This window comes from Ketobacter sp. GenoA1 (assembly GCF_003671475.1).
Taxonomy (GTDB): Bacteria; Pseudomonadota; Gammaproteobacteria; order Pseudomonadales; family Ketobacteraceae; genus Ketobacter.
The window spans coordinates 253,799-280,496 of the sequence record NZ_RCHM01000042.1 but is presented as its reverse complement, the minus strand read 5'-3'; the positions used below and the strand labels follow the sequence as shown (position 1 = coordinate 280,496).

The 26,698-nt window shown below is 53.3% G+C and carries 22 protein-coding genes; 4 read left to right on the top strand and 18 right to left on the bottom strand.

Features of this window, described 5'->3' with window-relative positions:
- Window positions 1–145: 145 nt before the first annotated feature.
- On the top strand, window positions 146–2,659 hold the full coding sequence (gene plsB / locus D9N13_RS15345) for a glycerol-3-phosphate 1-O-acyltransferase PlsB (protein ID WP_290591888.1): 2,514 nt from the start codon (window positions 146–148) through the stop codon (window positions 2,657–2,659).
- 3 nt (window positions 2,660–2,662) lie between these two features.
- Here the strand turns inward: plsB and D9N13_RS15340 are convergent, their stop codons facing one another.
- The 6 genes from D9N13_RS15340 to D9N13_RS15315 all read right to left on the bottom strand — a co-directional run bounded on the left by D9N13_RS15340 (window position 2,663) and on the right by D9N13_RS15315 (window position 7,911).
- A complete protein-coding gene (locus D9N13_RS15340) occupies window positions 2,663–3,430 on the bottom strand; it encodes a class I SAM-dependent methyltransferase (protein WP_290591886.1) in 768 nt (255 codons plus the stop codon).
- Between the two features lie 42 nt (window positions 3,431–3,472).
- On the bottom strand, window positions 3,473–3,838 hold the full coding sequence (locus D9N13_RS15335) for a hypothetical protein (RefSeq protein WP_290591884.1): 366 nt from the start codon (window positions 3,836–3,838) through the stop codon (window positions 3,473–3,475).
- A 72-nt stretch (window positions 3,839–3,910) separates the two neighbouring features.
- Entirely contained in the window at window positions 3,911–4,717 is an 807-nt protein-coding gene (locus D9N13_RS15330; protein WP_290591882.1) for an undecaprenyl-diphosphate phosphatase, read from the bottom strand.
- 27 nt (window positions 4,718–4,744) lie between these two features.
- Window positions 4,745–5,182: an acyl-CoA thioesterase gene (locus D9N13_RS15325; protein ID WP_411268183.1), complete on the bottom strand. Its 438-nt coding sequence runs from the start codon at window positions 5,180–5,182 to the stop codon at window positions 4,745–4,747.
- 45 nt (window positions 5,183–5,227) lie between these two features.
- The gene (gene tsaB / locus D9N13_RS15320) at window positions 5,228–5,923 is read right to left on the bottom strand and encodes a tRNA (adenosine(37)-N6)-threonylcarbamoyltransferase complex dimerization subunit type 1 TsaB (protein WP_290591879.1); all 696 of its coding nucleotides are present in this window, start codon (window positions 5,921–5,923) and stop codon (window positions 5,228–5,230) included.
- Window positions 5,924–5,958: 35 nt separating this feature from the next.
- Window positions 5,959–7,911, bottom strand: a complete 1,953-nt coding sequence (locus D9N13_RS15315) for an ATP-dependent DNA helicase (protein WP_290591877.1) — start codon at window positions 7,909–7,911, stop codon at window positions 5,959–5,961.
- A gap of 67 nt (window positions 7,912–7,978) precedes the next feature.
- On the opposite strand from D9N13_RS15315, the gene mobA reads away from it, so the two are divergent.
- Window positions 7,979–8,560 (top strand): molybdenum cofactor guanylyltransferase MobA, encoded by a 582-nt coding sequence (mobA, locus tag D9N13_RS15310; protein WP_290591875.1) that lies wholly within the window; start codon window positions 7,979–7,981, stop codon window positions 8,558–8,560.
- A gap of 57 nt (window positions 8,561–8,617) precedes the next feature.
- Here mobA and D9N13_RS15305 read toward each other — a convergent pair whose 3' ends face one another.
- The 7 genes from D9N13_RS15305 to D9N13_RS15275 form a co-directional block, all read right to left on the bottom strand.
- Entirely contained in the window at window positions 8,618–9,409 is a 792-nt protein-coding gene (locus D9N13_RS15305; protein WP_290591873.1) for a hypothetical protein, read from the bottom strand.
- Between the two features lie 433 nt (window positions 9,410–9,842).
- Window positions 9,843–10,496 carry an adenylate kinase gene (gene adk, locus D9N13_RS15300; RefSeq protein ID WP_290591871.1) on the bottom strand — a complete coding sequence of 218 codons (654 nt, stop codon included), beginning with the start codon at window positions 10,494–10,496 and terminating at the stop codon, window positions 9,843–9,845.
- A 358-nt stretch (window positions 10,497–10,854) separates the two neighbouring features.
- The gene (locus D9N13_RS15295) at window positions 10,855–12,249 is read right to left on the bottom strand and encodes an HDOD domain-containing protein (RefSeq protein WP_290591869.1); all 1,395 of its coding nucleotides are present in this window, start codon (window positions 12,247–12,249) and stop codon (window positions 10,855–10,857) included.
- A 169-nt stretch (window positions 12,250–12,418) separates the two neighbouring features.
- Window positions 12,419–13,675 carry a c-type cytochrome biogenesis protein CcmI gene (gene ccmI, locus D9N13_RS15290; protein ID WP_290591868.1) on the bottom strand — a complete coding sequence of 419 codons (1,257 nt, stop codon included), beginning with the start codon at window positions 13,673–13,675 and terminating at the stop codon, window positions 12,419–12,421.
- Between the two features lie 59 nt (window positions 13,676–13,734).
- Window positions 13,735–14,187 (bottom strand): cytochrome c-type biogenesis protein CcmH, encoded by a 453-nt coding sequence (locus tag D9N13_RS15285; protein ID WP_290591866.1) that lies wholly within the window; start codon window positions 14,185–14,187, stop codon window positions 13,735–13,737.
- Entirely contained in the window at window positions 14,184–14,726 is a 543-nt protein-coding gene (locus D9N13_RS15280; RefSeq protein ID WP_290591864.1) for a DsbE family thiol:disulfide interchange protein, read from the bottom strand. The genes D9N13_RS15285 and D9N13_RS15280 overlap by 4 nt, the downstream gene beginning before the upstream one ends.
- A complete protein-coding gene (locus tag D9N13_RS15275; RefSeq protein WP_290591862.1) occupies window positions 14,723–16,711 on the bottom strand; it encodes a heme lyase CcmF/NrfE family subunit in 1,989 nt (662 codons plus the stop codon). Before D9N13_RS15275 ends, D9N13_RS15280 begins: the two co-directional genes overlap by 4 nt.
- A gap of 423 nt (window positions 16,712–17,134) precedes the next feature.
- Here D9N13_RS15275 and fabA point away from each other — a divergent pair, with 423 nt between their 5' ends.
- A complete protein-coding gene (gene fabA / locus D9N13_RS15270; protein ID WP_290591860.1) occupies window positions 17,135–17,650 on the top strand; it encodes a 3-hydroxyacyl-[acyl-carrier-protein] dehydratase FabA in 516 nt (171 codons plus the stop codon).
- A gap of 67 nt (window positions 17,651–17,717) precedes the next feature.
- On the top strand, window positions 17,718–18,932 hold the full coding sequence (fabB, locus tag D9N13_RS15265) for a beta-ketoacyl-ACP synthase I (protein ID WP_290591858.1): 1,215 nt from the start codon (window positions 17,718–17,720) through the stop codon (window positions 18,930–18,932).
- A gap of 133 nt (window positions 18,933–19,065) precedes the next feature.
- Here the strand turns inward: fabB and D9N13_RS15260 are convergent, their stop codons facing one another.
- The 5 genes from D9N13_RS15260 to dnaE all read right to left on the bottom strand — a co-directional run bounded on the left by D9N13_RS15260 (window position 19,066) and on the right by dnaE (window position 26,692).
- Window positions 19,066–20,196 (bottom strand): porin, encoded by a 1,131-nt coding sequence (locus D9N13_RS15260; RefSeq protein ID WP_290591856.1) that lies wholly within the window; start codon window positions 20,194–20,196, stop codon window positions 19,066–19,068.
- Between the two features lie 409 nt (window positions 20,197–20,605).
- Window positions 20,606–21,235, bottom strand: a complete 630-nt coding sequence (locus tag D9N13_RS15255; RefSeq protein ID WP_290591854.1) for a DUF2057 family protein — start codon at window positions 21,233–21,235, stop codon at window positions 20,606–20,608.
- Window positions 21,236–21,347: 112 nt separating this feature from the next.
- Window positions 21,348–22,130: a sulfite exporter TauE/SafE family protein gene (locus D9N13_RS15250; RefSeq protein WP_290591852.1), complete on the bottom strand. Its 783-nt coding sequence runs from the start codon at window positions 22,128–22,130 to the stop codon at window positions 21,348–21,350.
- Window positions 22,130–23,083, bottom strand: coding sequence for an acetyl-CoA carboxylase carboxyltransferase subunit alpha (locus D9N13_RS15245; RefSeq protein ID WP_290591850.1), 954 nt, complete (start codon window positions 23,081–23,083; stop codon window positions 22,130–22,132). Before D9N13_RS15245 ends, D9N13_RS15250 begins: the two co-directional genes overlap by 1 nt.
- Window positions 23,084–23,224: 141 nt before the next feature.
- The gene (gene dnaE, locus D9N13_RS15240; RefSeq protein WP_290591848.1) at window positions 23,225–26,692 is read right to left on the bottom strand and encodes a DNA polymerase III subunit alpha; all 3,468 of its coding nucleotides are present in this window, start codon (window positions 26,690–26,692) and stop codon (window positions 23,225–23,227) included.
- Window positions 26,693–26,698: the final 6 nt, after the last annotated feature.

The following is a 26,698-nucleotide window of genomic DNA, read 5'->3' as shown; positions in this document are numbered from 1 at the left end:
GGTACATTGATTTGGAATTTCAACCGCTTATTTTTGTAAACCTGCTGCATTAATGCTTTGTTACACTGACGAATGTCAGATTTTTGCCTAAGCTGGGATTAGGCAGTAGACTGGCGCCAATTTTAAGTACTCTATAGGTAGTCACATGACCCACTGGTTAGGATTGGATCTGCTGTTTGTGTGGCTGGTCAAGCGCTTTCTATTCTGGATGGTGCGAGCCCAGGTGCAGCCGGAATCCCGCGACAGCCTGTCCATCAACCCGGATCTTCCGGTTTGCTATGTGTTGAAGAATGAATCACTGGCCGACTATCTGGTGATGGCAAGGGAATGTATTAACCTGGAGCTGCCGGATCCCTCCAAAGGCCTGAAGGTGGGCAACTACCAACATAAGCGGGCTTCCTACTTTCTTACCGGCAAAGGCTGGATCTGGGAACGCCGCGAAAAGGCATTGGCACAACCACATAAGCTGCTCAGCATGATTGATGAACTGGAGCAGAATCCCCAATTGGATGTGCAACTGGTGCCGGTTTCCCTGTTCTACGGCCGTGCCCCGGCGCGGGAAAACTCCATCTTCAAGATCCTGTTCTCCGACACCTGGCGGGTACCGGGCCTGCTGCGCAAGCTGCTGATCATCATGATCCAGGGCCGACAAACCGTGGTGCATTTCGATGAACCGGTGTCCCTGCGCAGCGTCCTGAACGAAGGTCTGCCGAAAGAACGCGCTGTGCGCAAACTGGGGCGCGTCTTCCGCACCCATTTTCGCCGCTTAAGGGAAGCCGTTATCGGCCCCGATCTGTCGCACCGCCGTACCATGGTCAATGCGCTGCTGCGCATGCCCAGTGTCACCGCAGCCATCGACGCGGAAACCAGGCGCAGCGGCAAAGGCAGTAAAAAGGTGGATCGACGCAAGGCGCAGGCAACGGCACGCGCCTACGCCAACGAGATTGCCGCCGATTATTCTCACTCCGTCATCCGCATCTATTATCTGGTGCTCACCTGGTTATGGAACAAACTCTATAACGGGGTTTCTGTGAACGGCTTTGATCGCCTGAAAAAGGTCGCCACGGATAATGAAGTCATCTATGTGCCCTGCCATCGTAGCCACATCGATTATCTGTTGATGTCCTATTTGCTGTTTCGCTATGGCATGGTACCCCCGCACATCGCCGCCGGAGTCAATCTCAACATGCCGGTGGTGGGCCCCATTCTGCGCCGCGGTGGTGCGTTTTTCCTACGCCGCAGTTTCAAAGGCAACCGGCTCTATACCGCTGTGTTCAACGAATACCTGAATATGACCTTCGACCGCGGATTCTCGGTGGAATATTTTATAGAAGGTGGCCGCAGCCGCACCGGGCGCTTGCTGTCCCCACGGCCAGGCATGTTGTCCATGACGGTTCGCAGCTTTCTGCGCACACGGCGCCGAAACTTTGTCTTTGTGCCCGTACACATCTGCTATGAAAAAGTACTGGAAGGCGGCACCTACCTGGGTGAGCTGTATGGCAAGGAAAAGAAACAGGAATCCATTTTTGACATCTTTCGCACCTTAAAAAAACTGCGCGGCACCTTCGGCCAGGTCTACGTCAACTTTGGCGAACCGATCCACCTGAACGATGCTCTCAGCGATGCCAACAGCCAATGGCGCAGCTTCGAATACAATGACGACAAGCCCCCTTCCTGGGTGTCGGAAACCGTTGATAACCTGGGCACCGAGATCATCACCCGCATCAACAACGCCGCCGTGGTGACCCCCATCAACCTGCTCAGCATAGCGTTGCTCTCCACGCAAAAACAGGCAATGGACGAAAGGGCCCTGGCCAAGCACCTGGATTTCTATCTGAGTTTTCTGCGCCAGGTCCCCTATACCGATCTGGTGGTGGTGCCCGACGTCAGTGGAGCGGATATTATCGCCTACTGTGAACGCATGGACATCCTGTCCCGCCACAAACATCCCCTGGGGGATGTGATCAGCCTGTCGGACGATAAAGCGCTGCTGATGAGTTACTACCGCAACAACATCATCCATCTGTTTGCACTGGTTTCCCTGGTGTCCTGTCTGGTGTTGAACAATCGACGCATCAAGCGCGAAACCCTCATCAAACAGATTCGCCAGCTGTATGTATTCTTCCAGTCAGAACTGTTTATTCATTGGCATGAAAAAGATATCCCCGACGTGGTGGAGCGCAGCCTGGCGTTGCTGGTGAAGCACGGCTACCTGATCGCCAACGAATCCGAGGTATGGGCACCGGACAGCCGAGCCAAGGAATTTATGCATTTGAGTATTCTGGCCAGCACCACCAAGCAATCACTGGAACGTTTCTTCATTGCAGTGGAGATTCTGGTGAAATCCGGCTCGGGCAAACTGCAACGGATGCAGCTTGAAAACGCCTGTACCATGTTGGCACAAAGGATGTCACTGCTGCACGAATTCAGTGGTCCGGAATTCTCCGACAAAGCGCTGTTTCGCAATTTCATTCAGGCGTTAGTGAAAAACGATGTGCTGAATGTCAATGAAGAAGGTAACCTCACCTTTGGGGAGGCATTGCTGCGCTCTCACGAAGATGCTCACTCGTTGCTGAGCGAGGATACCCGGCAAAGCATTCAACAGATTGCAGAAATGGATCTGGAGAAAGAATTCAAGGAAGAGGAAAACACCAAATAACAATCAGGTTGGATATACATCAAACCGGCTGCTTTTACCCAGCAGCTGGTAACCGGGTTTGCGCCCCGCCACCGGTTCGGCTTTGCGGGGCCGTTTAATCACCACTCGTTTTCTGGCAACACCCAAGGCCACCTCCAGCAAGAGCTCGCCATCCGGATCCTCCCCCACCACCTCGCGAAACAGGCGCATTTCCTTCTTCACCAGAGCCTGCTTGGTGCGCTCCGGGAACATCGGATCCATGTACACCACATCCGGTTGCTCGGGTTCGGCCAGCTGCGCCAGGATGGTCTGCGAGCTTCCCCAGTTTAATGTGATACGCCCGGCCACGGAGGCCCCCTCCAGCGACAGGTGAGCCCGGTCCAGACCATCCCACAGCAGGCAGGCAATGGCGGGATGCCGTTCCACTGCAGTAACCGGGTAGCCTGCAGCCGCCAGAATAAAACTGTCTCGCCCCAGGCCCGCGGTTGCGTCAAATACCGTCAACGGCTCCTTACTGCGACCGGCCACCGCTTTAACCACCATTTCATGGGATGCGCGTAAAAAACGAAAGCCGGTTTTACCATGGATAAAATCCACGGTCACCGGGTTACCCAAGGCTTTATCCAATGGGCGCAATTGCACGCATCCATCGCGATACTCCAGCACGGCGCTCACCTCTGCTGTGAGTTCGGATTCTGTGGACCAAAATCCGTCCAGGCAATTCAAGGGCAGTTCCAGTTGGCGTAAACGGGTACGGAAATCGGGGTGGTCGACGGCTATCCAGGAGGGCATCAGGCTGCTTTCAACTTTCTATTACTGTAGGGTTCCGCAGTATCACACAAACAGGTCGATACTGCCCAGGAACTCACCACTGCCCTGCGCTTCCCGACTGATCTGTTGGGTATTGGTATAAGCCTGCAGAGCGCGCTGATTGGACGATGGCAGGGTGCTTTGCTCTATAGACTGGTAATACTGGTAACGGGGCTGCCCCGCTTCAGACCGGTTGACCGAGGCAATCTGTTGATTGGACACCGCCTGACGGGCGGCCTCGCTGATCTGTACTTCGTCCTGCTGGGGCTGAGCCGGCTTCTGGCTCTGATCACGGGCGCGCTCCACGGCCTGCTGCTGCAGCCGGTTATCATCCCGGCCCTGCACACCGTTGGTTATGGAAGATTGTATGGCGCTGCCGCTAACCCGCATATTCCGTCACTGGCCCCAGAGGTACATTTCGTCAGAGTAATTATAGACTGCCGGCTGCTGGTGCAAAGCTAATCAATTTAGCCCCACAAACAGCAGCAGCCCTGCCCCCAGAATCAGCCGGTAGATCACGAACGGGGTCATCCCGATTCGCTCCAGCAAGCGCAGGAACAGGTGAATACACAGAAACGCGCTGAAGGCAGATGCCAGAATACCCAGTATCATCAGATTCCAGGGCACCTCCTCACCGCTGGTGGCCAGCTTGACCGTTTCCAGCGTAGCGGCGGCGACAATGATGGGGATGGACAACAGCATGGAAAAGCGGGCGGAAGCGACACGATTAAAACCAAGAAACAGTGCCGCCGTCATGGTGATACCACTGCGAGAAGTGCCGGGAATCAGGGCGATCGCCTGGGCAAACCCGATCACCAGCGCAATGCTCAAAGTCATCCGGGCCAGATCACTACCGGTGTTGCCATGGCGATCGGAGGCCCACAACAACAAACCGAAAACGATGGTGGTGAGGGCGATGACAAAGCTGGATCGCAGATTGTGCTCGATGAAATCACTGAACAGGCCACCGAATACCACCGCCGGAATGGTGCCCACCACCACGGCAAAAGCCAACTGCAAATCCGGATTCATGGCGCGGGTTTGCACGGCCTGCGCCATGCCCCCCAACATCCGCCGGATATCGTGGTTAAAGTAAGTCACTACCGCCATCAGGGTTCCCAGATGGACCGCCACATCGAAGGCCTGCCCCTGATCAGGCCAGCCCAACAGCTGAGACGGCAAAATAAGGTGAGCCGAACTGGAAACAGGCAGGAACTCCGTTAATCCCTGAATGATGGCTAAAATCAACGCCTGTACAATGATATCCATGAAGTAATCCTTGTGAATCTACTACGACTAATCGGCTTGTGCCGTAATCCGGTAACCGTTGATGAATTCCGGCGGCATACGCTTGGGGCGACCACTGTCCACCGCCACGCAAACCCATTTTGTACAACCGCGCAAAACGGTAACCCCATCCTCGGGGCGAATCAGCTGATAGCGCCGGGTAATCGAAATTTTCTGGTCATTTTCCGTGATCCAGGTACCCATCAGCAGATTATCACCCTTGAATGTGGCAGCCAGATAATCCACCTCATGACGCCGCGCCACCATGGCACGATTCAGCTCGGTGTATTTATCCCAGCCCAACCCCAATGCCTGCGAATGCCCCCAGGCTACATCCTCCAACCAACTTACATAGACCACATTGTTGGTGTGGCCCATAATGTCGATGTGTTTATCCTCAACCTGAATATCGCGGCAAAAGGAAGGCGCCCCGAAATCCCAATCCAGTCCATTCAATTCGTCCTGACCCATGACTGGCCCTCAGCATTCATTCTATTTTTTGGATTTTTCCGCCACATTGTTACGCAAATAGACCGGCAGCACCTGTTCCGCCGTGATCAGTTCACCCGCCACCAGCGCAGTATCCGCCAATGCCAGCAAATCCAGGCTATGGGGTAACAACAACGGCTCGCAATGTTGCAATGCTCCGGTACTGAGCTCAAGTGGTTTTTGGTAAATCCAGCCACTGCCGGCTCCGGACCAGCCAGCCGCGGGTTTCACACCTGCTGCCGCCGCCACATCATCTGGCGCGCACACGCATTCACGCCCCACCAGTGTGACCTGTCCTGGCCCGCCAATTTCGTAAGACCCCCAGTACACTTCCCCCATGCGGGCATCGAACGCCGCATGAACGTGTTGGGCGCCCCATTCGCGCCCCGCACGATGGGCGAGCACTGCCAGAGAAGACACGGCCGCAACCGGCAGGTCAGCCCCGTAAGCCAATCCCTGGACAATTCCTGCTGCAATTCTCAAGCCAGTGAACGCCCCCGGCCCGCGCCCGAACGCGATCGCATCAAGTTCAGCAAGTGACAGGCCACTTTCCTGCATTAACTCCTGCACCATGGGTAACACCCGCTGCGCGTGCTGACGAGGCTGATCGATATGACGAAACAACGTATCGCCAGCGTAACTGACGGCAACAGAACAGGCTTCCGATGAGGTTTCAATGGCTAGAATTTTACGGGGCATACTGGACGGTTCTCTTTGTTCGAACAACTATTATCTCAGTTTTTTTCAGTGCTGAAAAACTCATTGGATGCCCCCTTCCGGGTTATGCCCATCCTGCTCAAAAAAGCCGCCACCTCTGCCTCGGATTCGGTCAACGGCATGGGTGGCAGCGATTGCAGGAAGCGAATACCATAGGTTTTTTTCAGAACTCTGCGATCGCCCAACATGACCAGGCCGCAATCGTCGGTTGCGCGCAACAAGCGCCCCACCCCCTGGCGCAGACGGGTCACTGCATGCGGCACCATGTAGTCTGAAAACACCGAGGACTGTTCCAGGCCGGCTTTGTATTTCCACGCCAGGCTCACCACATCATCCGGCGCGGCAAAAGGCAGTTTATCAATTGCCACACACCGTAGAGCGGCTCCCTGTACATCAATTCCTTCCCAGAAACTGCCGGTGGCCAACAAAATACTGTTGGCTTGTTGACGGAACTGCTGTAGCAGCCGGTGACGGTTGACACCCGGCTCATACACCAGGACGGTGCGGCCACTGCATTCCTGCATCAGGGGTAAAGACGCCTGCAAAGCTTGATGACTGGAAAACAGGGCCAGAATGCCCCCGTCAAGCTGCTGCGCCAAATGCAGCAGCCGGGAGGTCCACGCTTCGAAGAAGTCTTCTGCGGACGGCAATGGCAGATCCGCAGGCACCCACAGCATGGCCCGTTGTTCATAATCCATGGCGCTGTGATAACGCCGGGTTTGCAGGCCGCTGAGTTCCAGGCTTCGGGTAAAATATTCAAAGCACCCATCCACCGTTAAGGTGGCCGACAGAAAAATCCAGGCAACCGCATCTGAATTCAAGCTGGTGAACGGATTTTGCAACCGCGCAGCCACGATTTTCAGCTGCCCTTCCACCAGATCGCAATAAAGAACAGACTCATCACCCCGGGCCTGTTGCAACAGTTCTATCCACTGGGTCAACTGACGCAATTCCCGGGTCAAATCCACTGCGGAAACGTGCAAACCACTCAACTGTTCACGCAGCCTCAGCAATAATTCTTCCAGTGGTTTGAAACTTCCCGCAGCGACCGTTTTGACACCCTGGTCCAGCCCTTGTTGTTGTAACTGATGCCGAATCAACTGCCACAGTTTTTCCAGCTGTGACAGCAAGACGGGTAACGCTGGAAACAGCGCAAGATGACCATTGGTTTGCCGGCGCACAGCCTGTATCCAGCGCTGCAGCCGGTACTCTTCGATGGTTTCCGTATTGCGCCGGATCAACAGCTCGGGTAACTGGTGCGCCTCATCAACAATCACGCAATCCACCGCCGGCAGCAAGGCCCCCATGCCTTTTTCGAACAGCCGCTGGTCGCTGAGCAATAGAGTGTGATTAATCAGTAACAGATCCGCCTGCGCAGCCTGCTGCCTGGCTTTTTGAAAGTAGCAGTCTGCAAAATGGGAGCAACGGTGCCCCAGGCACTGGTCTGCCCCCAGAGTGACCACGGCGGACAGTTCACTGATCTGATCCGCCGCCAACGGCAGCGTCTGTATTTCTCCACTGCGGGTCTGGATCAGCCAGGCAGACAACTCTGCCCAAAACTGATGCACCAGGGTCTGCCCTTGCCCGGGCAACCGCCCCTCCCGTGCCAACTGGAAGCGATGGTGGCAAAAATAGTTATCACAGCCTTTCAGCACCGTTAACTGGCGCAGTTGTGGCAACACGGTGCGCAACTTTTGATATTCACCCAACCATAAGTGGTCCTGCAGGGTAAGGTTACCCACCGATAAAATCACCCTACGCCGGGACAACAGCGCCGGCAGCAGGTAGGAAAGCGTTTTACCGGTACCGGTGGAAGCTTCCAACGCCATTGAAAGCCCCTCTGCCAAGCCTTTCTCCACTTCTACCGCCAGCTGAACCTGCTCTTCCCGCACCCTGTATCCGGGCCAATCCCCGGCAAGGGGCCCCGTTGCAGACAAACATTCTTCGACACTCTGATTCAAGGCGGGCATGACAACTCGGGTATACTGGACACACGGCCACGGGTTTGGGCGCAATGTAACACATGGGGGGACCTGAATGTCAAAACCGACGAACATCACGGGCATCATTCTTGCCGGGGGCGAAGGCCGCCGCATGGGAGGCGAAGACAAGGGCTGGTTGGAGGTGGAGGGTTTACCACTGATCAAGCGTGCTATTCGGCGTCTCGAACCCCAGGTGAGCGAAATCATCATCAGTGCCAACCGCAACCTGGATGCCTACCAAACCCTGGGAAAACGATTCTTTCACGACGCTACTCCCTATCTGGGGCCCCTCGGCGGCATTGCAGCCTGCCTCAGGCAGATCAATACCGAATACGCGCTGGTGGTACCCACGGATGCACCGCTGATTCCCTTGAATCTGGTGGATCTGTTAAAACAGCAAATCCCCTCCAAACTGATCCTGTGTGAGGATAATCAACGCCTGCAGCCGCTGTTTGGTCTTTATCATTATTCGCTTGCCGATTCCATTGAGCATTACCTGGCTGCAGGGGAGCGCAAGCTCACCCTCTGGTGCGAACAGCAACAACCAGCTCGTGTCACCATCGGTGACACATCAGCCTTTACCAACCTGAATACACCAGCGGATTTGAACGAATTTGAGAAAAATCTTCACACCTAAAACAAGAAAAGCCCCAATTTGGGGCTTTTCTTGTTTTACTTCACCGAATCAGAAGGTTTAGGCCTTCTTGGGGCGACCCCGTGATGCGGTTTTTTTCTTGGCCGGTGCCTTCTTTTTAGCAGCGGCTTTCTTGGCTGGCGCCTTTTTAGCTGCCTTTTTCTTGGCTGGGGCTTTTTTCTTGGCCGCTGCCTTCTTAGCGGGGGCCTTCTTCGCAGGTGCAGCGGTTTTCTTCGCTACACGCTTCTTGGCAACACGCTTTTTAGGCTTCGCAGTGGCTTTTTTAGCAATCGCCTTCTTCTTGGCAACGGCTTTTTTAGCGGCAGACTTGGCCTTGGCGACTTCTTTCTTCTCTTTTGCCTTCACTTTCTTGGCATCAGCAGAAGCACGGGCCTTTTTCCAGCGGGATTCGAAGGCATCGATCGCTTTTTTCAGATCATCTTCAGCTCGCTTGCCCAGGGATTCCGCAAACTCTTTAACAGAAGCAACCGCTTTTTGCTCGGCTTCGATTACAGAGGATTCCACCTTGGCAACCGCGTGACCCACTTTGGCGTGACGCAATGCTTCGCGCTTGGCCTTCACCTGGTCATTCGCCTTGGCAACTGCACGCTTGGCAGCATCGGCTGAGCGCTTGGCTGCTTTAGTGCCAGCTTTCTTAGCGGCGTTGGCTTTGGTTTGGGCGTCTTTCTTGGCGGCATCCGCTTTTTTAGTGGCATCTGCCAGTTCAGCTTCAACTTTCTTTAAGGCAGCTTCTGCTTTATCCAGAATTGGATGAGCGGGAGCTGCCGCTTTTTTGGGTGCTGCTTTACGTGCAGGACGTTTTTTCGCAGCGGCTTTTTTTGCTTTTGCCATGATTCTGTCTCCTCAGCTATGGCATTTTCAGGCACACACATTTATTCAGCTAGTAAATGTGCTTAAAGAAAAAGTAGCACAAAAAAAATGCATGTGATACATACACATGGCAATATTATTTAATAATTAATTTATTTCCACCGTTAAGCCCCTCTTTTTTCCAAAATTCGAACTAAAAATTCCACTTTTTTTATTTTTTGATCCATTTTTTAAAAAAATGACGTTCGCTCCCACCCCGTAACGGACTTTCCACTGAACCAAATGCCGTGACCGCAGAAAAATAAAAAAGCGGCAACGAATCGGTTTGCCTGAACCAGAATCAGCCGTTGGCGGGTCGTCCTGTTTTAGTATTTATCGAAAAGGGATAGTCGATACACATCTGGACAAAAAAAAAGGCACCTGCCTGGGTGCCTTTTTTCTGAGTATTCGAATTTTATTGTTTCAGGGCTGCCATCACGGCTGCGGTAATATCCTCCACAGACCCAACCCCTTCCACTCGGCTATAACGTGTTTTCGCCTCACCCTTTGCCGCAATATCCTTGTAAAAGTCCACCAGCGGAGCAGTCTGCTGATGGTACACCTCAAGGCGTTTACGCACGGTTTCTTCCTGATCATCATCCCGTTGCACCAGATCTTCACCGGTTGCGTCATCTTTACCTTCCGCCTTAGGTGGATTGTAAACCACATGGTAAACACGGCCGGATCCAGGATGCACTCGGCGACCACTCAGCCGTTTTACAATTTCCTCGTCATCCACCGCAATTTCCAACACGTGGTCGATCTCCACACCCTCATTCAACATCGCCTCGGCCTGGGGAATGGTACGGGGAAAACCATCAAACAAAAAACCGTTCTTGCAATCGGCTTCCTCAATACGTTCCTTAACCAATCCAATAATAATGTCGTCTGAAACCAGTTGTCCGGCGTCCATCACTTTTTTAGCTGCCTGACCCAGCGGCGTGCCGGCCTTTACTGCGGCACGCAACATATCACCAGTGGAAATTTGAGGAATTCCGAACGTTTCTGAAATGTACTGTGCCTGAGTCCCTTTGCCGGCACCGGGAGCGCCTAAAAGAATGATACGCATTGAGTGTGACTCCATTGTAGTTTGTCAAAAAACAGATGAGGCGATCCCTAACTGGCATTATATAAAGAAACCGCCTGAAAATGTGTTCGCTGGGCCCCTGTTTCAGATCATCGTACTGCAGAATGAATCCTATGGAAGTAGGCAAATAGTCGAATAGCTGTACCGTATTATAATCATGAGCCCAACGAAATCAGGCCCCACCAGCGTAGAAAAGAATCGCCAAACATACACACGAACGGCTGGATATACAAGCCTGCTCACTTGAGGCATGTAAATTATTGATTTTTAAATCATTAGAAAGTGTTACAAAGTTGGAAGAGGTACTGCCCCGCTGAACTGTATTGGGGCAGCAACCAACTCAGGCCGCCATATTATCAGCCAAATTGTCTAATTCGGGGCACATTGCCATCACTTTTTCGAGCACGGAAAACGCATCGGCATCACTGATCAGCCCTCCGGTTTGCACCGCGTGCAGTTCAGTCCGCCCCAAATCACCGATCTTTCGCTGCGCCAATAATCGGTTGCACAGCTGAATCAGCATTACGTATTCAGCATGCTCACCCACGTATTCCGCATCGTGATGGTAATAGGCACAAGTACTCACCGCCTGCGGCAGACGCCATTTCTCCAGCAGGTACCCTCCGAGATGGTCATGACCCAGACGAATAAACCGCTGCACGTCCCCGGTAATCACCAGATTCTGCTCAATGTCGGAGAGGGAACGCTGCGGGTAACGTTCCATTTCATGGTTCAGGAGGCGAAACTCCTGTGGAAACAGGTGGCCGGACAGAAGCACCCCAATGTTATGCAAAAGACCACACAAGTAAGCCCGCGGTGGATTCAATGTCTGCGGGCGGTTGATCTTTTTCGCCAGGCTTTGCGCCAGTACGGCGGTATAGAGGGCATGCTTCCAGAATGCGCGCATACCCAATGGCCCCTCTTGAGGTACGTTGAACGCCTTACTGGATGCAATGGCCAAGGCAATATTACTGACCAGTTCGAAGCCCAGAACCCGGGTAATGGCATCCTGTACTGAATCCAGATTGCCACGGTAACCAAAATACGGTGAACCTGCGTAGCGCATTACCTGCGCCGTCACCGATGGATCCATTTCAATGGTGGATGCCAGCTCGGCTGCTGTGGTTTGCTCACTGCTGGCCTGCTCCAGAAGCTGCATGGCCAAAACGGGAATGGAGGGCAATCGGTCAAGGTTATCCAATGCGTTGTATATCGCAATAATGGATGTCGGATCCGTCCGATTCAGAGGCTCATCCGACAGGGGTAACACCGAAGGATTGGATATGACGGCCTTGGGATAGGCCTGATACAGCCGCTGCAGATTCGCGTTGTCCATGCTGATCAAAGCACGGTGACTACCCGCCCGCATGAATACCCGCGGCTGCTCGAACAAACTGCGGTCTACAATACAGGGTAATTCATAGGGCTCTGCGATCGGGGGTTCCGCCCCGGGCTCCGAATCCAGAAACCACGCCGATACTTCCGCTTCATCCAGGTATAAAAACTCTCTTCTCAACAACCCGGATAAACGATCCAGGTCCAGAGAATGGTCCAGTGGTACCACCGCCATCAGAAACGCTTGTTTCTGTGTGCGCAAGACAATGGGGACAGCTGTCTGTTCCGGTCCGATGCCCATTTCACTGCAGAGTTTGGAAAGACTGGTTTCCATTTCGTGTGGGTGGATACTGAACGCGACATCCATGCTTCGCAGGTAACGTTCAAGAGATTGGGCCATTTCCATAAGACGCCTCTAAAACACTGACTTTCTAACTGGAAGTGTAGTCAGTGTCGGGCCCTAATACGGTTTCATTTGGCTTGAGTTCGCCACTATTAATAGGAGGTCGCGCTGCAGTTGAGACTCTTATCACAAACCGCTTTCCAGTACAGTGGCTCAAACAAAGTGATTAAGGCATCTGTGTATCGATCTCCACCGCCACTGCCTGCGGTGCGCCCTGTAATTCGACCGTAACGGGTGCGGCGGTCCAATCTCCCGGTTGGGGTATTGCGTTACCGGTGGAAGACACCCGCGCCTGCACAATTACCTGCTCAAAGCGGGACAATGTCATGGCCGGTGTCATGGCGTTTGCGTCACTGAGCTCGACGGTAACCGGCCATGAGGACACTGGTTGCCGCACCACCGCCAGCGGCATCGGCGGCCCGTTCTGCGCCTTGGCGTAAACAAATAGAACATCACTGCTGCTGAAAGTTGACCGAAGGCCCTCTGGCACAGAGACGGTCACTTGAATACTGGGCCCGGCTGGGCTGTCGCTACGGGAATCCTCCGCATTCATCTCTTTGCGGGCTACTTCGATGCTGCGTTGCAACAATTGCCGGGCTCTTGGATCGGACTGGTCGCGGGCCACATAGCTCTGCCAAACCTCAATAGCAGAGGCATAATCCCCACTCTGAAACAATGCCATTCCCATGGTCATATAAGGTTTGGGGTTATCCGGCTGGGTGCGCATTACCTGCTCCAACGTGCGTCGAATCTCCGGCGTCATGGCACCGCCGTTGGCCGCCAACGTCGCCTGGGTATACCCCATCACGTAATCCACGTTATCGGGGTCGAGGTTTAACGCCCGACTGAATGCCAGCTCGCTCTGCTGCGGCATCTGCAGTTGCAGATAACTGACCCCCAATAAATACCAGCCCTGCGCATCATCGGGTGTGGACTGCAACTGCCGTTGCAACGCACGAATGAAGTCGTCGACACCAATACCTTCCTTCTCCACAGCATCAAAATTACCCGACATCATCATGGGCATAACCCGGGCCATACGTTCCTGGGTGGTAAACCACTCGCTGATTTCCACCCGATACCCTTCAGTCCAGTAAATAAAAAATGCCAAGGCTGGCACCAGAACCAATAACGGAATGGCCAGCCATTTCCCCGAGTGGATTTTCCCGCGCTTGGATTCGCTGACACTGACATCATTGAGCAACGTCAATTCCAGTTCCTGTTTCAGCTGATCGTATTCGGATTGTACGATGCGCCCATCCACCAGATCCTGATCTAATTCCTTTAGGCGATCTTTGAACACGGCCGCATTGATCACATCACCGGACAGTTCTTGTTTTGGGCGAAACGTCAGCAAAGGCACGATGACGATGACAATACCCATTACGGCCATGGCCCCCAGGGCTACCCACATCAGGGTCATAGTAAGATTTCCTTTAATATAAATTGGATAACATTAGTGACAGACATTCCGCGTGCAGCTCAGTCTTCCAGCTTGTTGAGAAGATCTTCCACCTGCTTATGCTTATCGGCGTCCACCTTCGCCGGCTCCGCGGGTTTTGCTTTTAACTTCATAAACAGCAGAATCGCCGCCGCCAGCAGTGTCAAGGCGAAAGGCCCAAACCAAAGAAACCAGGTCGATGGTTTCAATGGTGGGCGGTAGGTAATAAAGTCACCGTAGCGTTCCACCATATAATCTGTAATTTCCGCATTACTCTTGCCTTCATTTATCAGGCGATAAGCGCGGTCTTTAATGTCTTTAGCCAGGCCGGCATTGGAATCCGCGATGTTCTGGTTCTGGCATTTCGGACATCGCAGCTCATCAATCAGCACACGAAAACGCTGTTCCTCATCGTAATCATCAAACTCATAAGCATCGATGGTGGCATAGGCCGACCAGCTGATCAGCAGCGCCAACAGTAAGCATCGTTTCATGGCCCCTTGCCTCCCATTTCCTGCCATTTCGGCCACAGTAGTTCACGCCAGTTGTCCGGTGTCACCACCCCCACATGCCGGTAGCGAATCACACCTTCAGCATCCACCAGATAGGTTTCCGGCGCCCCGTAAACGCCAAGATCCAAGCCCAGGTCACCCGCTTCGTCGTAAATACTGTACTGATATGGATTGCCGTTGTACTCCAGGTATTTCAGGGCCGCCTCACGCACATCCTTGTAATTCAAACCCACAATACGAATCCCGTTTTTGGCCAGTTCATTCAACACCGGGTGTTCCACTTTGCAGGATGGACACCAGGTGGCCCACACGTTCAACAGCAGGGGCCCCTTCACATCCTGCTCGGATAACATGCGCTGAGCGTTAGCCAATGCCGGCAGGGTAAATGCCGGTATCTTCTGGTCGATTCGAGTGGAAGGCAGCAATGAAGGATCTGAGTTCAGCGCTTTCAGAAAAAAGTATCCCAGCACCAGAAACGCCAACAACGGCAGTGAATACAAAATCAATTTGGCTTTGCTCACGCTGCATTGCCCCCTATAACACCGGAGGCCGCGCCTGTCACTTTTTGTTTTACCTTAATGCGATAACGCCGGTCACTCATGGCAACGAATCCACCCAGCGCCATAACAACACCGCCACCCCAAACCCATCTCATGAAAGGTTTAAAGTAAATTCGCACGGCCCAACTGCCGTCATCAAGCGGTTCGCCCAACGCCACATACAAATCACGGCTGAAACCGGCATCAATGGCCGCTTCCGTCATCACATCACGGCGCACATAATAGCGGCGTTTCTCCGGAGTGAGCACCGCCACATCGCTGCCCCCTTTGGTCACCGAGACGATGCCCCTGGTTGCCATATAGTTGGGGCCTTCAACCTCTTTCACACCCTCGAATATAAAATGGTAAGGGCCAATATCCACTTCATCGCCGGCCTGCATGCGCACATCGCGCTCGATATCATAGTTCGCGGTCATAGCCACACCGGTAACGGTGATGGCCAACCCGATATGGGCAATCACCATCCCCCGATAACTGAGCGACAGACGCCTGAACCCGGCGATGACCCCGGCTTTCGCCGTGCGTACCTTTTTCCACATCTCAGCCAGGGTATGCCAGACCACCCACACACACAGCAGGAGAGTCACAAACACCAACCAGTTCCAGCCCGCATCAAACAGCCACAGGCTGATAGCCGCGGCAGACACCGATACGATCAGCGCCTGCAACATGGTGGCGCGTAATAATGCAAACCGGTGGCGTTTCCAGTTCACCAGCGGGCCGATGGCGGTGAACACCATCAGCACCAGCGTCACCGGTGCAAAAGTGGTATTGAAGAAAGGTTCACCCACCGAAATTTTACCCAGCTCCAGCACGTCAAACAGAATGGGGCTTAAGGTTCCCACCAGCACCACGCCGGTGGCACAGATCAGGATAATATTGTTTACCAGCAGGAAAACCTCCCGGGAAAACAGATCATAGTTGCTTTCGCTGTTAAGCGACTGCGCGCGAATGGCAAACAACAGCAGAGAGCTGCCCACCACCAGAAGCAGAAACACCAGCACAAAAAAACCGCGGGTAGGATCGGCAGCAAACGCATGCACCGACGTCAACACACCGGAGCGCACCAGGAAGGTACCCAGCAGGCTGAGCGAAAAAGCCAGAATCGCCAGCAACACCGTCCAGGCTTTGAATACCCCCCGCTTTTCGGTGACGGCAAGGGAATGGATCAGCGCCGTACCGGCCAACCACGGCATGAACGAAGCGTTCTCGACCGGATCCCAGAACCACCAGCCACCCCAGCCCAGTTCGTAATAGGCCCACCAGCTTCCCAGCGCAATGCCCAACGTGAGAAAACACCAGGCGATCGTGGTCCACGGACGCGACCACCGGGCCCAGGCACTGTCCAACCGGCCGCCCAGCAGGCCGGCGATGGCAAAGGCAAAAGCCACCGAGAATCCCACATACCCCATATACAACATCGGCGGATGTACGATCAGCCCGGGATCCTGCAGCAATGGATTCAAATCGCCGCCGTCGGGGGGGAAATCCGGTAACAGGCGGGCAAAGGGGTTGGAGGTGAACAACAGGAAGGAAACAAAGCCGATGGAAATCAACCCCATCACCCCCAACACCCGGGAAGATACCAGGGAAGGTAAATGGTGGCTCCACAGGGCAACCGCTGCGGTCCAGCCGGACAGCACCAGAGCCCACAACAACAGTGAGCCCTCGTGACCACCCCACACCGCCGATATTTTGTAGCCGATGGGGAGCAGAGTGTTCGAGTGGTTGGCCACATAGGAAACGGTAAAGTCATTCACAACAAAACTGTAGGCCAGCAAGACGAACGCGAGCATCAGAAATGCAAACTGTCCATAGGCCGCAGGTCTGGCAACGGCCATCCAACGATCATTTCCGATGCCGGCACCCACCAGGGGAACCACTGCCTGCACCACCGCCAATACCATGGCCATCACTATGGCAAAATGCCCAATTTCCGGAATCACGTCCCAACCTCTCTCATTTGCTCTCTCAGTTGCGTTACCGCTGAAAAAACCGCCGCTTACCTTACCATAAAGGCCGTGGTGGCCCTAGCCTTGGCCTTCAACTCACCCCCCGCCCCACCATCAAAAACCTAACAGGCTTTGCATTCCCTACCCTACCCCCCTCTGCCGGGGTAATTAAGCAGGCCGAAACCACCTTGCCTGAAACACATTCCCATACAAATTAGGGGCTACAGGCGGTCGATTCTTAGCCCCAGAACCGCTAACATGTGGGCCTGACAACATAAAGTAAGTATGCGCAGGCTGTAGTCACCTCGAGACGACAATAATAATAACCCGATGCGTAAGCCTGGTAATTGGGAATGCCACCTCGAATTCAGATCAATCGGCCTGATAACTCTTTCACTAACAAGACCTTGTTTAATCATGATTCAAAAAAGCTCATACACCCTTGAAGAACTCTTGGACTGCGGCCACGGTAAAATGTTCGGCCCGGGTAACGCTCGTTTACCTTTGCCCAACATGCTGATGATGGATCGCGTGACCCACATCAGCGCAGAAGGCGGTACCCATGGTAAAGGCGAAATCATTGCCGAGTTGGACATCACTCCGGAGCTCTGGTTCTTCGCCTGCCACTTTGAAGAAGACCCGGTGATGCCCGGCTGTCTGGGACTGGACGCCATGTGGCAATTGATCGGCTTTTTCCTGGGCTGGAAAGGCAATCAGGGCCGGGGCCGAGCGCTGGGGGCCGGCGAAGTGAAGTTTTTTGGCCAGGTACTGCCCACCGCCAAAAAAGTACGCTATGAAATCCAGATGAAACGCGTAATCGAGCGTAAACTGGTAATGGGTATCGGCGATGCATCCCTGCAGGTGGATGGCCGGGAAATTTACACTGCCAAGGATCTGCGCGTAGGACTGTTTACATCAACCGACAGCTTCTGATCCCGGCACATAATAACGACAATAAACAACGCAAAACAGAAACGCGACACTGACAAAGGGTATTACCATGAAACGTGTAGTGGTTACAGGTATGGGCATTGTGTCCTGCCTCGGCAACGATAAAGATTCGGTTATATCATCCTTGCGCGAAGGCCGCTCCGGCATCCGCTTTAAAGAGGAATACAAGGAAATGGGGCTGCGCAGCAATGTAGCAGGCCAGGTGGACATTGATATATCAGAACACATTGATCGAAAACCTTTACGCTTTATGGGCGATGCTGCCGCCTACGCTTATATCTCCATGGCCCAGGCCATTGCCGATTCAGGATTGAATGACGATCAGGTATCCAATATCCGCACCGGCATCGTTGCCGGCTCCGGTGGCGGCAGCTCCAGTAATCAGGTACAGGCAGCGGATATTCTGCGTGAGAAAGGTGTAAAGCGTATTGGGCCCTACATGGTGCCGCGGGTCATGACCAGCACGGTTTCCGCCTGCCTGGCCACACCGTTCAAAATTCGCGGTGTAAACTACTCCATCACCTCAGCCTGCGCCACCAGCGCCCACTGCATTGGCCACGCCATGGAGTTGATTCAGCTTGGTAAACAGGATGTAGTATTCGCCGGCGGCGGTGAAGAGGAACACTGGGCGCTAACCATGATGTTCGATGCCATGGGTGCCCTCTCCACCAAGTTCAACGACACACCGGATAAGGCCTCTCGTGCCTTTGACGCCAGCCGGGACGGTTTTGTTATCGCCGGCGGCGGCGGCATGCTGGTACTGGAAGAATACGAACACGCGAAAGCCCGTGGTGCGAAAATCTACGCCGAACTGGTGGGTTACGGCGCCACCTCCGACGGCAGCGATATGGTGGCCCCTTCCGGTGAAGGTGCCATGCGTTGTATGCAGATGGCCATGTCCACCGTGGATACACCAGTGGATTACATCAACGCCCATGGCACCAGCACCCCAGTGGGTGATGCAGCGGAAATCGGTGCGGTACGGGAAGTGTTTGGAACGCAGATGCCGGTGGTGGGATCGACCAAATCCCTTACCGGACATTCCCTCGGTGCAGCCGGTGTGCAGGAAGCCATCTACAGCCTGCTCATGTTGGAAAACGACTTTATTGCGGAATCCATCAACATTGAGCAACTGGACGAAAAAATCGAAGGCGCCAATATCGCCCGTGAATACAAGGAAAACGCCGGACTGAAGACGGTGATGTCCAACAGTTTTGGCTTTGGCGGCACCAATGCCACACTGGTGTTTAGAAAGATGGATTGATCGCTCGGCTCGATCAGGATACAAAAAGGCAGCGTCAGCTGCCTTTTTGTTGCTTGTTCTAATTTCAATGACCGGCATAAAAAAACGCCCGCATATCTGCGGGCGTTTTTTTGCTCAAGTCTCTTCGCAGAGATTAGAACTTGTGTTCAAGACCTAACTGTAAGCGTGCGACTTCATCCGTTGAAGTGCCACTAACACCATCTTCCTTGAACTCTTCTTCCAGAGTGATGTAGTTGGCAAACAGCTTAGTCTGCTTGCTCAGCTTATGATCCACACCGATCGCGATTTGAGTGATTTCCAAAGTGTCAGTGAAGCCATCACCAGCCACTTCATAGTTTTCATCCAGCTCAGATGATCCGTACTGGAAACGCAGTTTGTTGGACTCACCCAACTTCATGCCAGCGCTCAGGATATAGCCGTCTTGTTCGTCGGCCGGATCGCCCGCGGAATCCTCAGACTCTTCTGCAGTTTGATACATTGCACCAATCTCGAAAACATCTATGTAGAAGATACCAGTCACGCGCATTACATCTTCACCATCAATACCGTCGTCCATTGCGGCAGACAGGTACAGCATGTCAGTAGAGTAAACAGCAGACAAAGAGTAGTTATCGGCCAAACCATCATCACAGTTGTTATTTGCACCGTCTGGACAAGCCTCTTCGCCAGGCTGGATTGCCACATTCAACGTAATCGCATCCGCAATGGCAGGAGACGAGTACTGAATCAAATTGGATTCACGATTCTCACCAGTCAGAACGTTTTTGAGATCGCCTGATGACATATCGTTGAACTGGTCAATTTTTCCTTGAGACTTTTTCAAAGGAGTATCAAAGTTACCCAACTGCACAGCACCCCAACCGCCTTTCAAACCAACGTAAATATCGCGCTGTTTGAATGTGCGATCAGTGCTTGCGTCCACCTCTACGGTGTCATCAGGGTTACCGTCACCATCCAGATCAACAAACACTTCACCGTCTAGAGAGATACCACGGCCATCGCTGCCATCATCGGGGAAAATCTCATATTCAGCTTTGTAGAAAGCAGACAGGTTATCGTTTATATCTTCTGAACCTTTAACGCCCAAACGGCTGGCGTTGCTATTCAATTCCCAACGATCATAATCACTTGAGCTGTCTTCGAACTCATAATCAGCCATTTCCAGTGTCAGATTCATTTTGCCGTAAACAGTCACATCCGCCATAGCCACACCAGGCATAGCGATAGCAGCACCAATAGCTAAGGGAAGCAGTTTAACTTTCATTTTTCTCTCCTAGAGGGTCCGAGGTTTTTTTCGCAATATTGTCGGCTTACGAACGCTGCGCAGTATGAATAACCTGTGTGACACTTTCGTGACAAATGCATTATCCAAAAGGACATTATCTGAATGATTTTTATACGAAGAATTCAAAGGGCAGCACAGTCGCGGGCACACGCACCCCGATCGTAAACACTCCGTATTTTTCTAATAATATCCTCGTACTGCGCACCTTCCTTAATCCAGAAAATACACGATATCTGCTAAATTGTTCATTTAGAGATGTTTCGATTATATGACAATTAAAAGAAAATCAAAGGCTCGATGCACTTTTTTTGGTCAAAAAGCGCACCATCAAAATGAAAAGAAACAATTATGGTGCGCTAGATCAAAAACCAACCAGAATCAGTATCGATTACTGCGCCAACAGCCATTGCTGAAAGGCTTCACGCTCCTGCTCAGAGGCCTGGCTCCAGAGCGCTTTCAATTGCGGCAACGTGTCCATTGACTGCACCTCATTGTTACCGGTAGCCACCTGATCGCTCTCGAACTCATATACCGGGGTTACGGCGGATTTCAATTGGGTCAGGAAGGTTCTGGGGCGGCTCAGTTCCACAGCCGACTCGATCACCTCTTTGGTTTTTGCGTTCACCACCTGGAATTCGGGTTGTTCAGCAAATGCCCTGGCATCTTCCAGGTTTTTTTGCGGTTCGTGGATAACCTTGTATTGCTTCCCCGCCTCCACTTCAAACGTTACCTTTGCCGGCCGGGACACGACTTTTTCATGATCATCGGAACCGATGCTAAACAAATCGGAGTATTGCAACAGCAGGGTGCGCTGGCCTGCATCAACTCGATAAGTGATTTCCTGACCCACAAACCCTTCGCTGACTTCGTCGTTATCCACATAGTTGATCAGTACCGTGTTGGCTGACGTCACCAACCCGGTGTTGCCCTGCTCACCCTGGTAGGCGTTCTGGATGGAATGGGAGGCACAGGCGGAAATCAGAGAAAGAGCCAAAACGGCCAACAAGCTACGAAACATGGGAACAACCTTTTAATCAGAAGACGAGAAAGCATCATATTACAAAATTATGACGCGGAAGTGACAAGGTGCAGAATAGCCGCCGGTTGCGCCGGCACAAAAACTACTCACACTACCCCACCAGCAGTTTGATGCCCACTGCCACCAGCAGGCCGGCAAAGATTTTTTTCAGGGTGGCCGCCGGCAGACGATGGGCCAGGCGCGCGCCCACCTGGGCAAAGATGACACTGGTGAGCGCAATTCCGATCAGGGCGGGAATATAAACGTAGCCGATGCTGAATTCAGGCACCGGTTCATCCCATCCGGTCACCATAAAGCCCACTGCACCGGCCACCGCGATGGGCATGCCACCTGCTGACGAGGTACCCACGGCTTGCTGCATTTTGACATTACACCAGGTAAAGAACGGCACACTGAGGGAGCCACCGCCAATGCCAAAGATGGCGGAAACCACACCAATCAGCCCCCCCGTAAACGTTAAGCCCAGGTTACCCGGCAATTCACGGGACGCTTTCGGCTTGAAGCCCGCCGCCATCTGAACGGCGATCAAGATGGCAAATCCACCAAACAGAATCTGCAGCAAGCGCCCGTGCAGAACATCGGCCAGCGTTGCGCCCAGGAGCGCCCCCAACGCCAAACCCAATGCAAACCAGGTCAACACCGACCAGAGTACAGCCCCTTTCTTATGATGCTGATAAACAGATCCGGCCGAGGTAATGATGATGGTCGCAAGGGAAGTGCCGACGGCCATATGGGTGAGCACATCAGAAGAAAAGCCCAGGGAGGCAAAGGCATAAATGAGCACAGGAACAATGATAAGACCACCGCCAACCCCCAACAGACCAGCGGCCAACCCCGCCACGATACCCAGGGCGGGGTAAATCAGAAACTCCATCAACCGTTAAAACCGTAGCTCATCAGTCGCTGATAACGTTCTGTCATGAGGGTTTCCTCATCTTTGGCTGAGAGGCGCTCCAGATTTTCAATAAGAGCCGCCTTGATGGAATCAGCAACCGCATCATGATCACGATGACCTCCCCCCAAGGGCTCAGGCACCACCTGATCCACCAACCCCAATTCGTGCAGGCGCCTGGCAGTCAGGCCCATGGCTTCGGCAGCATCGGAGGCATACTCAGCGCTTTTCCATAGAATGGAGGCGCAGCCTTCAGGGGAGATAACGGAATAGGTGCTGTACTGCAACATTTGCAGATGATCACAGACCCCGATTGCCAGCGCTCCACCGGAGCCGCCTTCGCCAATGACGGTGGCAATGATCGGTGTCCGCAGGCTTGCCATCACCGCCAGATTACGGGCTATGGCTTCACTCTGACCTCGCTCTTCCGCTTCAATACCGGGGTAGGCACCGGGGGTATCGATGAAGGTCAACACCGGCATTTTGAAGCGTTCCGCCATCTGCATCAGGCGCATGGCTTTACGATAGCCTTCCGGTTGCGGCATGCCGAAGTTGCGCCGCACCTTTTCTTTTACATCGCGGCCTTTCTGGTGACCAATCAACATCACGGGCTTACCGTCCAACCGGGCAACACCACCCACGATGGCTTTATCGTCGCCGTAGGTTCGATCCCCGTGAAGTTCGTCAAATTCGGTAAAAATACGGGCAACGTAATCCAGGGTATAGGGGCGTTTGGGGTGCCGCGCCAACTGGGCAATCTGCCAGGACGACAAGTCGGAAAATATGGACTCGGTAAGAGACAGGCTCTTATCCTTGAGCTGTTTTACTTCATCGTTAATATTCAATGCAGCACTGTCGCCCATGCTGCTCAACTCTTCAATCTTGGATTCCAGCTCAGCAATGGGTTGTTCGAAATCCAGATAGTTAGGATTCATAAAGCATTGATCCTGTTTAATTGTTATAGGCTACCAAAACCGGGAATGTTCAGGCCAATACCTTACGTGATGGACGCCATGGTGTCGAGATTTAGGCTGCGCTGAACCCATCGATTTTGTGGCAAAATGTTATAGCCCGGCCTATCGATACAGCACTGATAACGCGCGCTCTCCGCAAAGCTGCTCTAATTGTTTTATCAGCTCGGGCTTGGGTGCAATGCGCCAGTCCTCCCCCAGGTACAGGCGGCCTCGGGCCCCCTGACGGGAGTACTCAACCCTGACCTTGCATCCCCCCTCACGATAAGGCGCCAGCACTGATTGCAGCTTTTGACCGAAATCCGGACCCAGGTGGGCCTGGCCTATGTCCAGACTGATCAGGCGGGCATAATTCTCCCGGGCCTGGGCAATGCCGAACACCTTGCGCGTCACCATCTTCAGGCCGCCGGAATAATCATCGAGACTCACATCCCCTTCCACCACCAATACGGCGTCTTTGATCAGTTGATCCTTATACTCTTCATAGGCATCCGAGAATATGGAAATCTCCAGGCGCCCGCTCTTGTCATCCAGAGTCAGAAACGCCATTTTGTCACCGCGTTTGTTCTTCATCACCCGTTGCGCGATGACCAAACCTGCTACTATGCTGCGGGATTCACGGCTGTTGCCCGGCTTTACATCAGCAATACGGCTGGTGGTAAAGTGGGAGATTTCCTCCAGATACTGATCAATGGGGTGCCCGGTCAGATACAGCCCCAGCGTTTCCTTCTCGCCATTCAAGCGCTCGTCATCACTCCAGGGTTTCACTTTGGCCCACTCCGGTTCAGGGCGTTCTTCCTCATCCACGGCGCCAAACATATCCATGATGCCCAGATCCTGATTTTTGCTCTCCTGTTCAGCGTAACGCATGGCTTCTTCCAGACTGGCCATCAGGGTCGCGCGGTCCGGCCCCAGCTTGTCCAGGGCACCGGCCCGAATCAACGCTTCCATGGAACGCTTGTTGAGTTTTTTGAGATCCAGCCGGCGACAGAACTCAAACAGATTTCTAAACGGCTTCTGATCCGACCGGCCTTCCAAAATGGCATCAATGGGGCCTTCACCCAGACCTTTGATCGCACCCAGCCCATAAACGATCTGCCCCTCATCATCGACGGTAAATTTATAGCCGCTGACGTTCACATCCGGCGATACAATGGCCAGTTTCATGCGGCGGCACTCGTCAATGAGGGTCACCACCTTATCGGTATTATGCATATCGGCAGACAACACCGCGGCCATAAAGCCGGCTGGATAATGGGCCTTCAACCAGGCGGTCTGATAGGACACCAAGGCATAGGCCGCCGAGTGTGATTTGTTGAAACCATACTTGGCGAACTCCTCCATGGTGTCGAAGATTTCTGTGGACAGCTTTTCATCAATGCCGTTTTTGGCCGCGCCATCCACAAATAACCCACGCTGCTGGGCCATCACGTCGGCTTTCTTTTTACCCATGGCACGACGCAACAGGTCGGCGCCCCCCAAGGTGAAATCCGCCAGCACCTGAGGAATCAGCATTACCTGTTCCTGATAAAGAATGGTGCCGTAGGTGGTATCCAGTACGGGTTTCAGATCCGGGTGCGGATAATCCACCTTTTGGCGGCCGTGTTTACGGGCAATAAAATCATCCACCATGCCGGACCCCAATGGCCCTGGTCGAAACAGCGCCACCAGCGCCACAATATCTTCAAACGAACTGGGCTTCAGGCGCTTGATAAGATCTTTCATGCCCCGGGATTCAAGCTGAAACACCGCCGTGGTTTCAGCCTTCTGCAACAGGTCAAAGGAAGCCTTGTCATCCAGCGGAATGCGTTCAATGTCCACTGGCGGTTTACCTTGTTTCACAAGCATCGGATTAATGGTTTTCAATGCCCAATCCACGATGGTGAGGGTACGCAACCCCAGGAAGTCAAACTTCACTAACCCGGCCGCCTCCACATCGTCCTTGTCGAATTGTGTGACCAGGTTGTTGCCGTGCTCATCGCAATACAGGGGCACATAGTCCGTCAAGGCGGACGGTGCGATGACCACACCACCAGCGTGTTTGCCCACATTGCGCGTGATGCCTTCCAGTTTTAAAGCCATGTCCAGCAGCTCACGGACATCTTCATCACGGTCGTACAGTTCCTGCAGTTGCGGTTCCTGCTCCATGGCCTTGCTTAAGGTCATACCCACTTCAAAGGGAATCAGCTTGGCGATGCGGTCCACGAATCCGTAGGAGCGGCTTTGTACCCGCCCCACATCCCGCACCACTGCCTTGGCCGCCATGGAACCAAAGGTAATGATCTGGCTTACCGCATTACGGCCGTATTTTTCCGCCACATAATCAATCACCCGGTCACGGCCATCCATGCAGAAGTCCACGTCAAAGTCGGGCATGGATACCCGTTCAGGGTTGAGGAAGCGTTCGAAAAGCAAATCGTATTCGAGAGGATCAAGATCCGTGATCTTCAGCACATAGGCCACCAGCGACCCGGCACCGGATCCCCGTCCGGGCCCCACCGGGACGCCATTGTTCTTGGCCCACTGAATAAAGTCGGCAACAATCAGGAAGTAACCGGGGAACCCCATCTGAATAATAACGTCCAGCTCGATCTGCAGGCGCTCATCGTAAGGCTTACGTATCTCGGCAAAATTGGGATCGTTCACATCGAACAGAAAGGCCAGACGCTCCTCCAGGCCTTTTCTGGATTCGGCAATGATGAAGTCGTCCAGCGTCATGCCTTCCGGCACCGGGTAATCCGGCAGGTAATAGGTGCCAAGGGGAATTTCAAAACTACAGCGCTTGGCGATTTCAACCGTGTTTTCGATGGCTTCAGGAATATCCTGAAACAGTTCCCACATTTCCTCCGGTGACTTCAGGTACTGTTCTTCGCTATAGCGCTGTTCACGGCTGGGATCTTCCAGCGTCCAGCTTTCGTAGATACAGACACGCACCTCATGAGCTTCAAAATCTTCCCGATGCAAAAAGCGCACATCATTGGTGGCAACCACCGGGCAATCTGTCTTGGCTGCCAGATCCACTGCCAGATGCAGATAGGTTTCATCATCCTGACGCCCGGTACGGTGCAGCTCCAGATAGAACGAGTCCGGAAACAGCGCATTATATTCTTCAACAAGCTGTTCGGCCTTGGCCTGCTTTCCCGCCAGCAAAGCACGGCCGATTTCTGCGTCTTTACCCCCCGACAGGCAGATCAGGCCTTCGGTTTTCTGGCTCAGATAGGCACGGGAAATAATCGCCTTATCCAGTTTCTGGCCATGTAGGTAAGCCTCAGAGACCAACTCGGTGAGGTTACGATAGCCCTGCAGGCTTTTCGCCAGCAGCACAATCTGCGAGGCGGGCTCATCAGGAAACTTCGACTCCACCAGTACATCAGCACCGTAGATGGGCTTGATCCCCGCATCAATGGTGGCCCGTTGAAACTTCACCAGCGCAAACATATTGCAGAAATCGGTCAACGCCAATGCGGGCATCTGCATGTCGGCACAACGTTTGGCCAACGGCTTGATCCGAACCAGACTATCCACCAGAGAATATTCCGAATGAACCCGCAAATGTACAAATGGCTGAGTCATGCTTAA

Coding starts and splice junctions, on each gene's coding strand:
- plsB (WP_290591888.1), top strand. CDS start 146: ATGACCCACTGGTTAGGATTGGATCTGCTGTTTGTGTGGCTGGTCAAG.
- D9N13_RS15340 (WP_290591886.1), bottom strand. CDS start 3,430: ATGCCCTCCTGGATAGCCGTCGACCACCCCGATTTCCGTACCCGTTTA.
- D9N13_RS15335 (WP_290591884.1), bottom strand. CDS start 3,838: ATGCGGGTTAGCGGCAGCGCCATACAATCTTCCATAACCAACGGTGTG.
- D9N13_RS15330 (WP_290591882.1), bottom strand. CDS start 4,717: ATGGATATCATTGTACAGGCGTTGATTTTAGCCATCATTCAGGGATTA.
- tsaB (WP_290591879.1), bottom strand. CDS start 5,923: ATGCCCCGTAAAATTCTAGCCATTGAAACCTCATCGGAAGCCTGTTCT.
- D9N13_RS15315 (WP_290591877.1), bottom strand. CDS start 7,911: ATGCCCGCCTTGAATCAGAGTGTCGAAGAATGTTTGTCTGCAACGGGG.
- mobA (WP_290591875.1), top strand. CDS start 7,979: ATGTCAAAACCGACGAACATCACGGGCATCATTCTTGCCGGGGGCGAA.
- D9N13_RS15305 (WP_290591873.1), bottom strand. CDS start 9,409: ATGGCAAAAGCAAAAAAAGCCGCTGCGAAAAAACGTCCTGCACGTAAA.
- adk (WP_290591871.1), bottom strand. CDS start 10,496: ATGCGTATCATTCTTTTAGGCGCTCCCGGTGCCGGCAAAGGGACTCAG.
- D9N13_RS15295 (WP_290591869.1), bottom strand. CDS start 12,249: ATGGCCCAATCTCTTGAACGTTACCTGCGAAGCATGGATGTCGCGTTC.
- ccmI (WP_290591868.1), bottom strand. CDS start 13,675: ATGACCCTGATGTGGGTAGCCCTGGGGGCCATGGCCGTAATGGGTATT.
- D9N13_RS15285 (WP_290591866.1), bottom strand. CDS start 14,187: ATGAAACGATGCTTACTGTTGGCGCTGCTGATCAGCTGGTCGGCCTAT.
- fabA (WP_290591860.1), top strand. CDS start 17,135: ATGATTCAAAAAAGCTCATACACCCTTGAAGAACTCTTGGACTGCGGC.
- fabB (WP_290591858.1), top strand. CDS start 17,718: ATGAAACGTGTAGTGGTTACAGGTATGGGCATTGTGTCCTGCCTCGGC.
- D9N13_RS15260 (WP_290591856.1), bottom strand. CDS start 20,196: ATGAAAGTTAAACTGCTTCCCTTAGCTATTGGTGCTGCTATCGCTATG.
- D9N13_RS15255 (WP_290591854.1), bottom strand. CDS start 21,235: ATGTTTCGTAGCTTGTTGGCCGTTTTGGCTCTTTCTCTGATTTCCGCC.
- D9N13_RS15250 (WP_290591852.1), bottom strand. CDS start 22,130: ATGGAGTTTCTGATTTACCCCGCCCTGGGTATCGTGGCGGGGTTGGCC.
- D9N13_RS15245 (WP_290591850.1), bottom strand. CDS start 23,083: ATGAATCCTAACTATCTGGATTTCGAACAACCCATTGCTGAGCTGGAA.
- dnaE (WP_290591848.1), bottom strand. CDS start 26,692: ATGACTCAGCCATTTGTACATTTGCGGGTTCATTCGGAATATTCTCTG.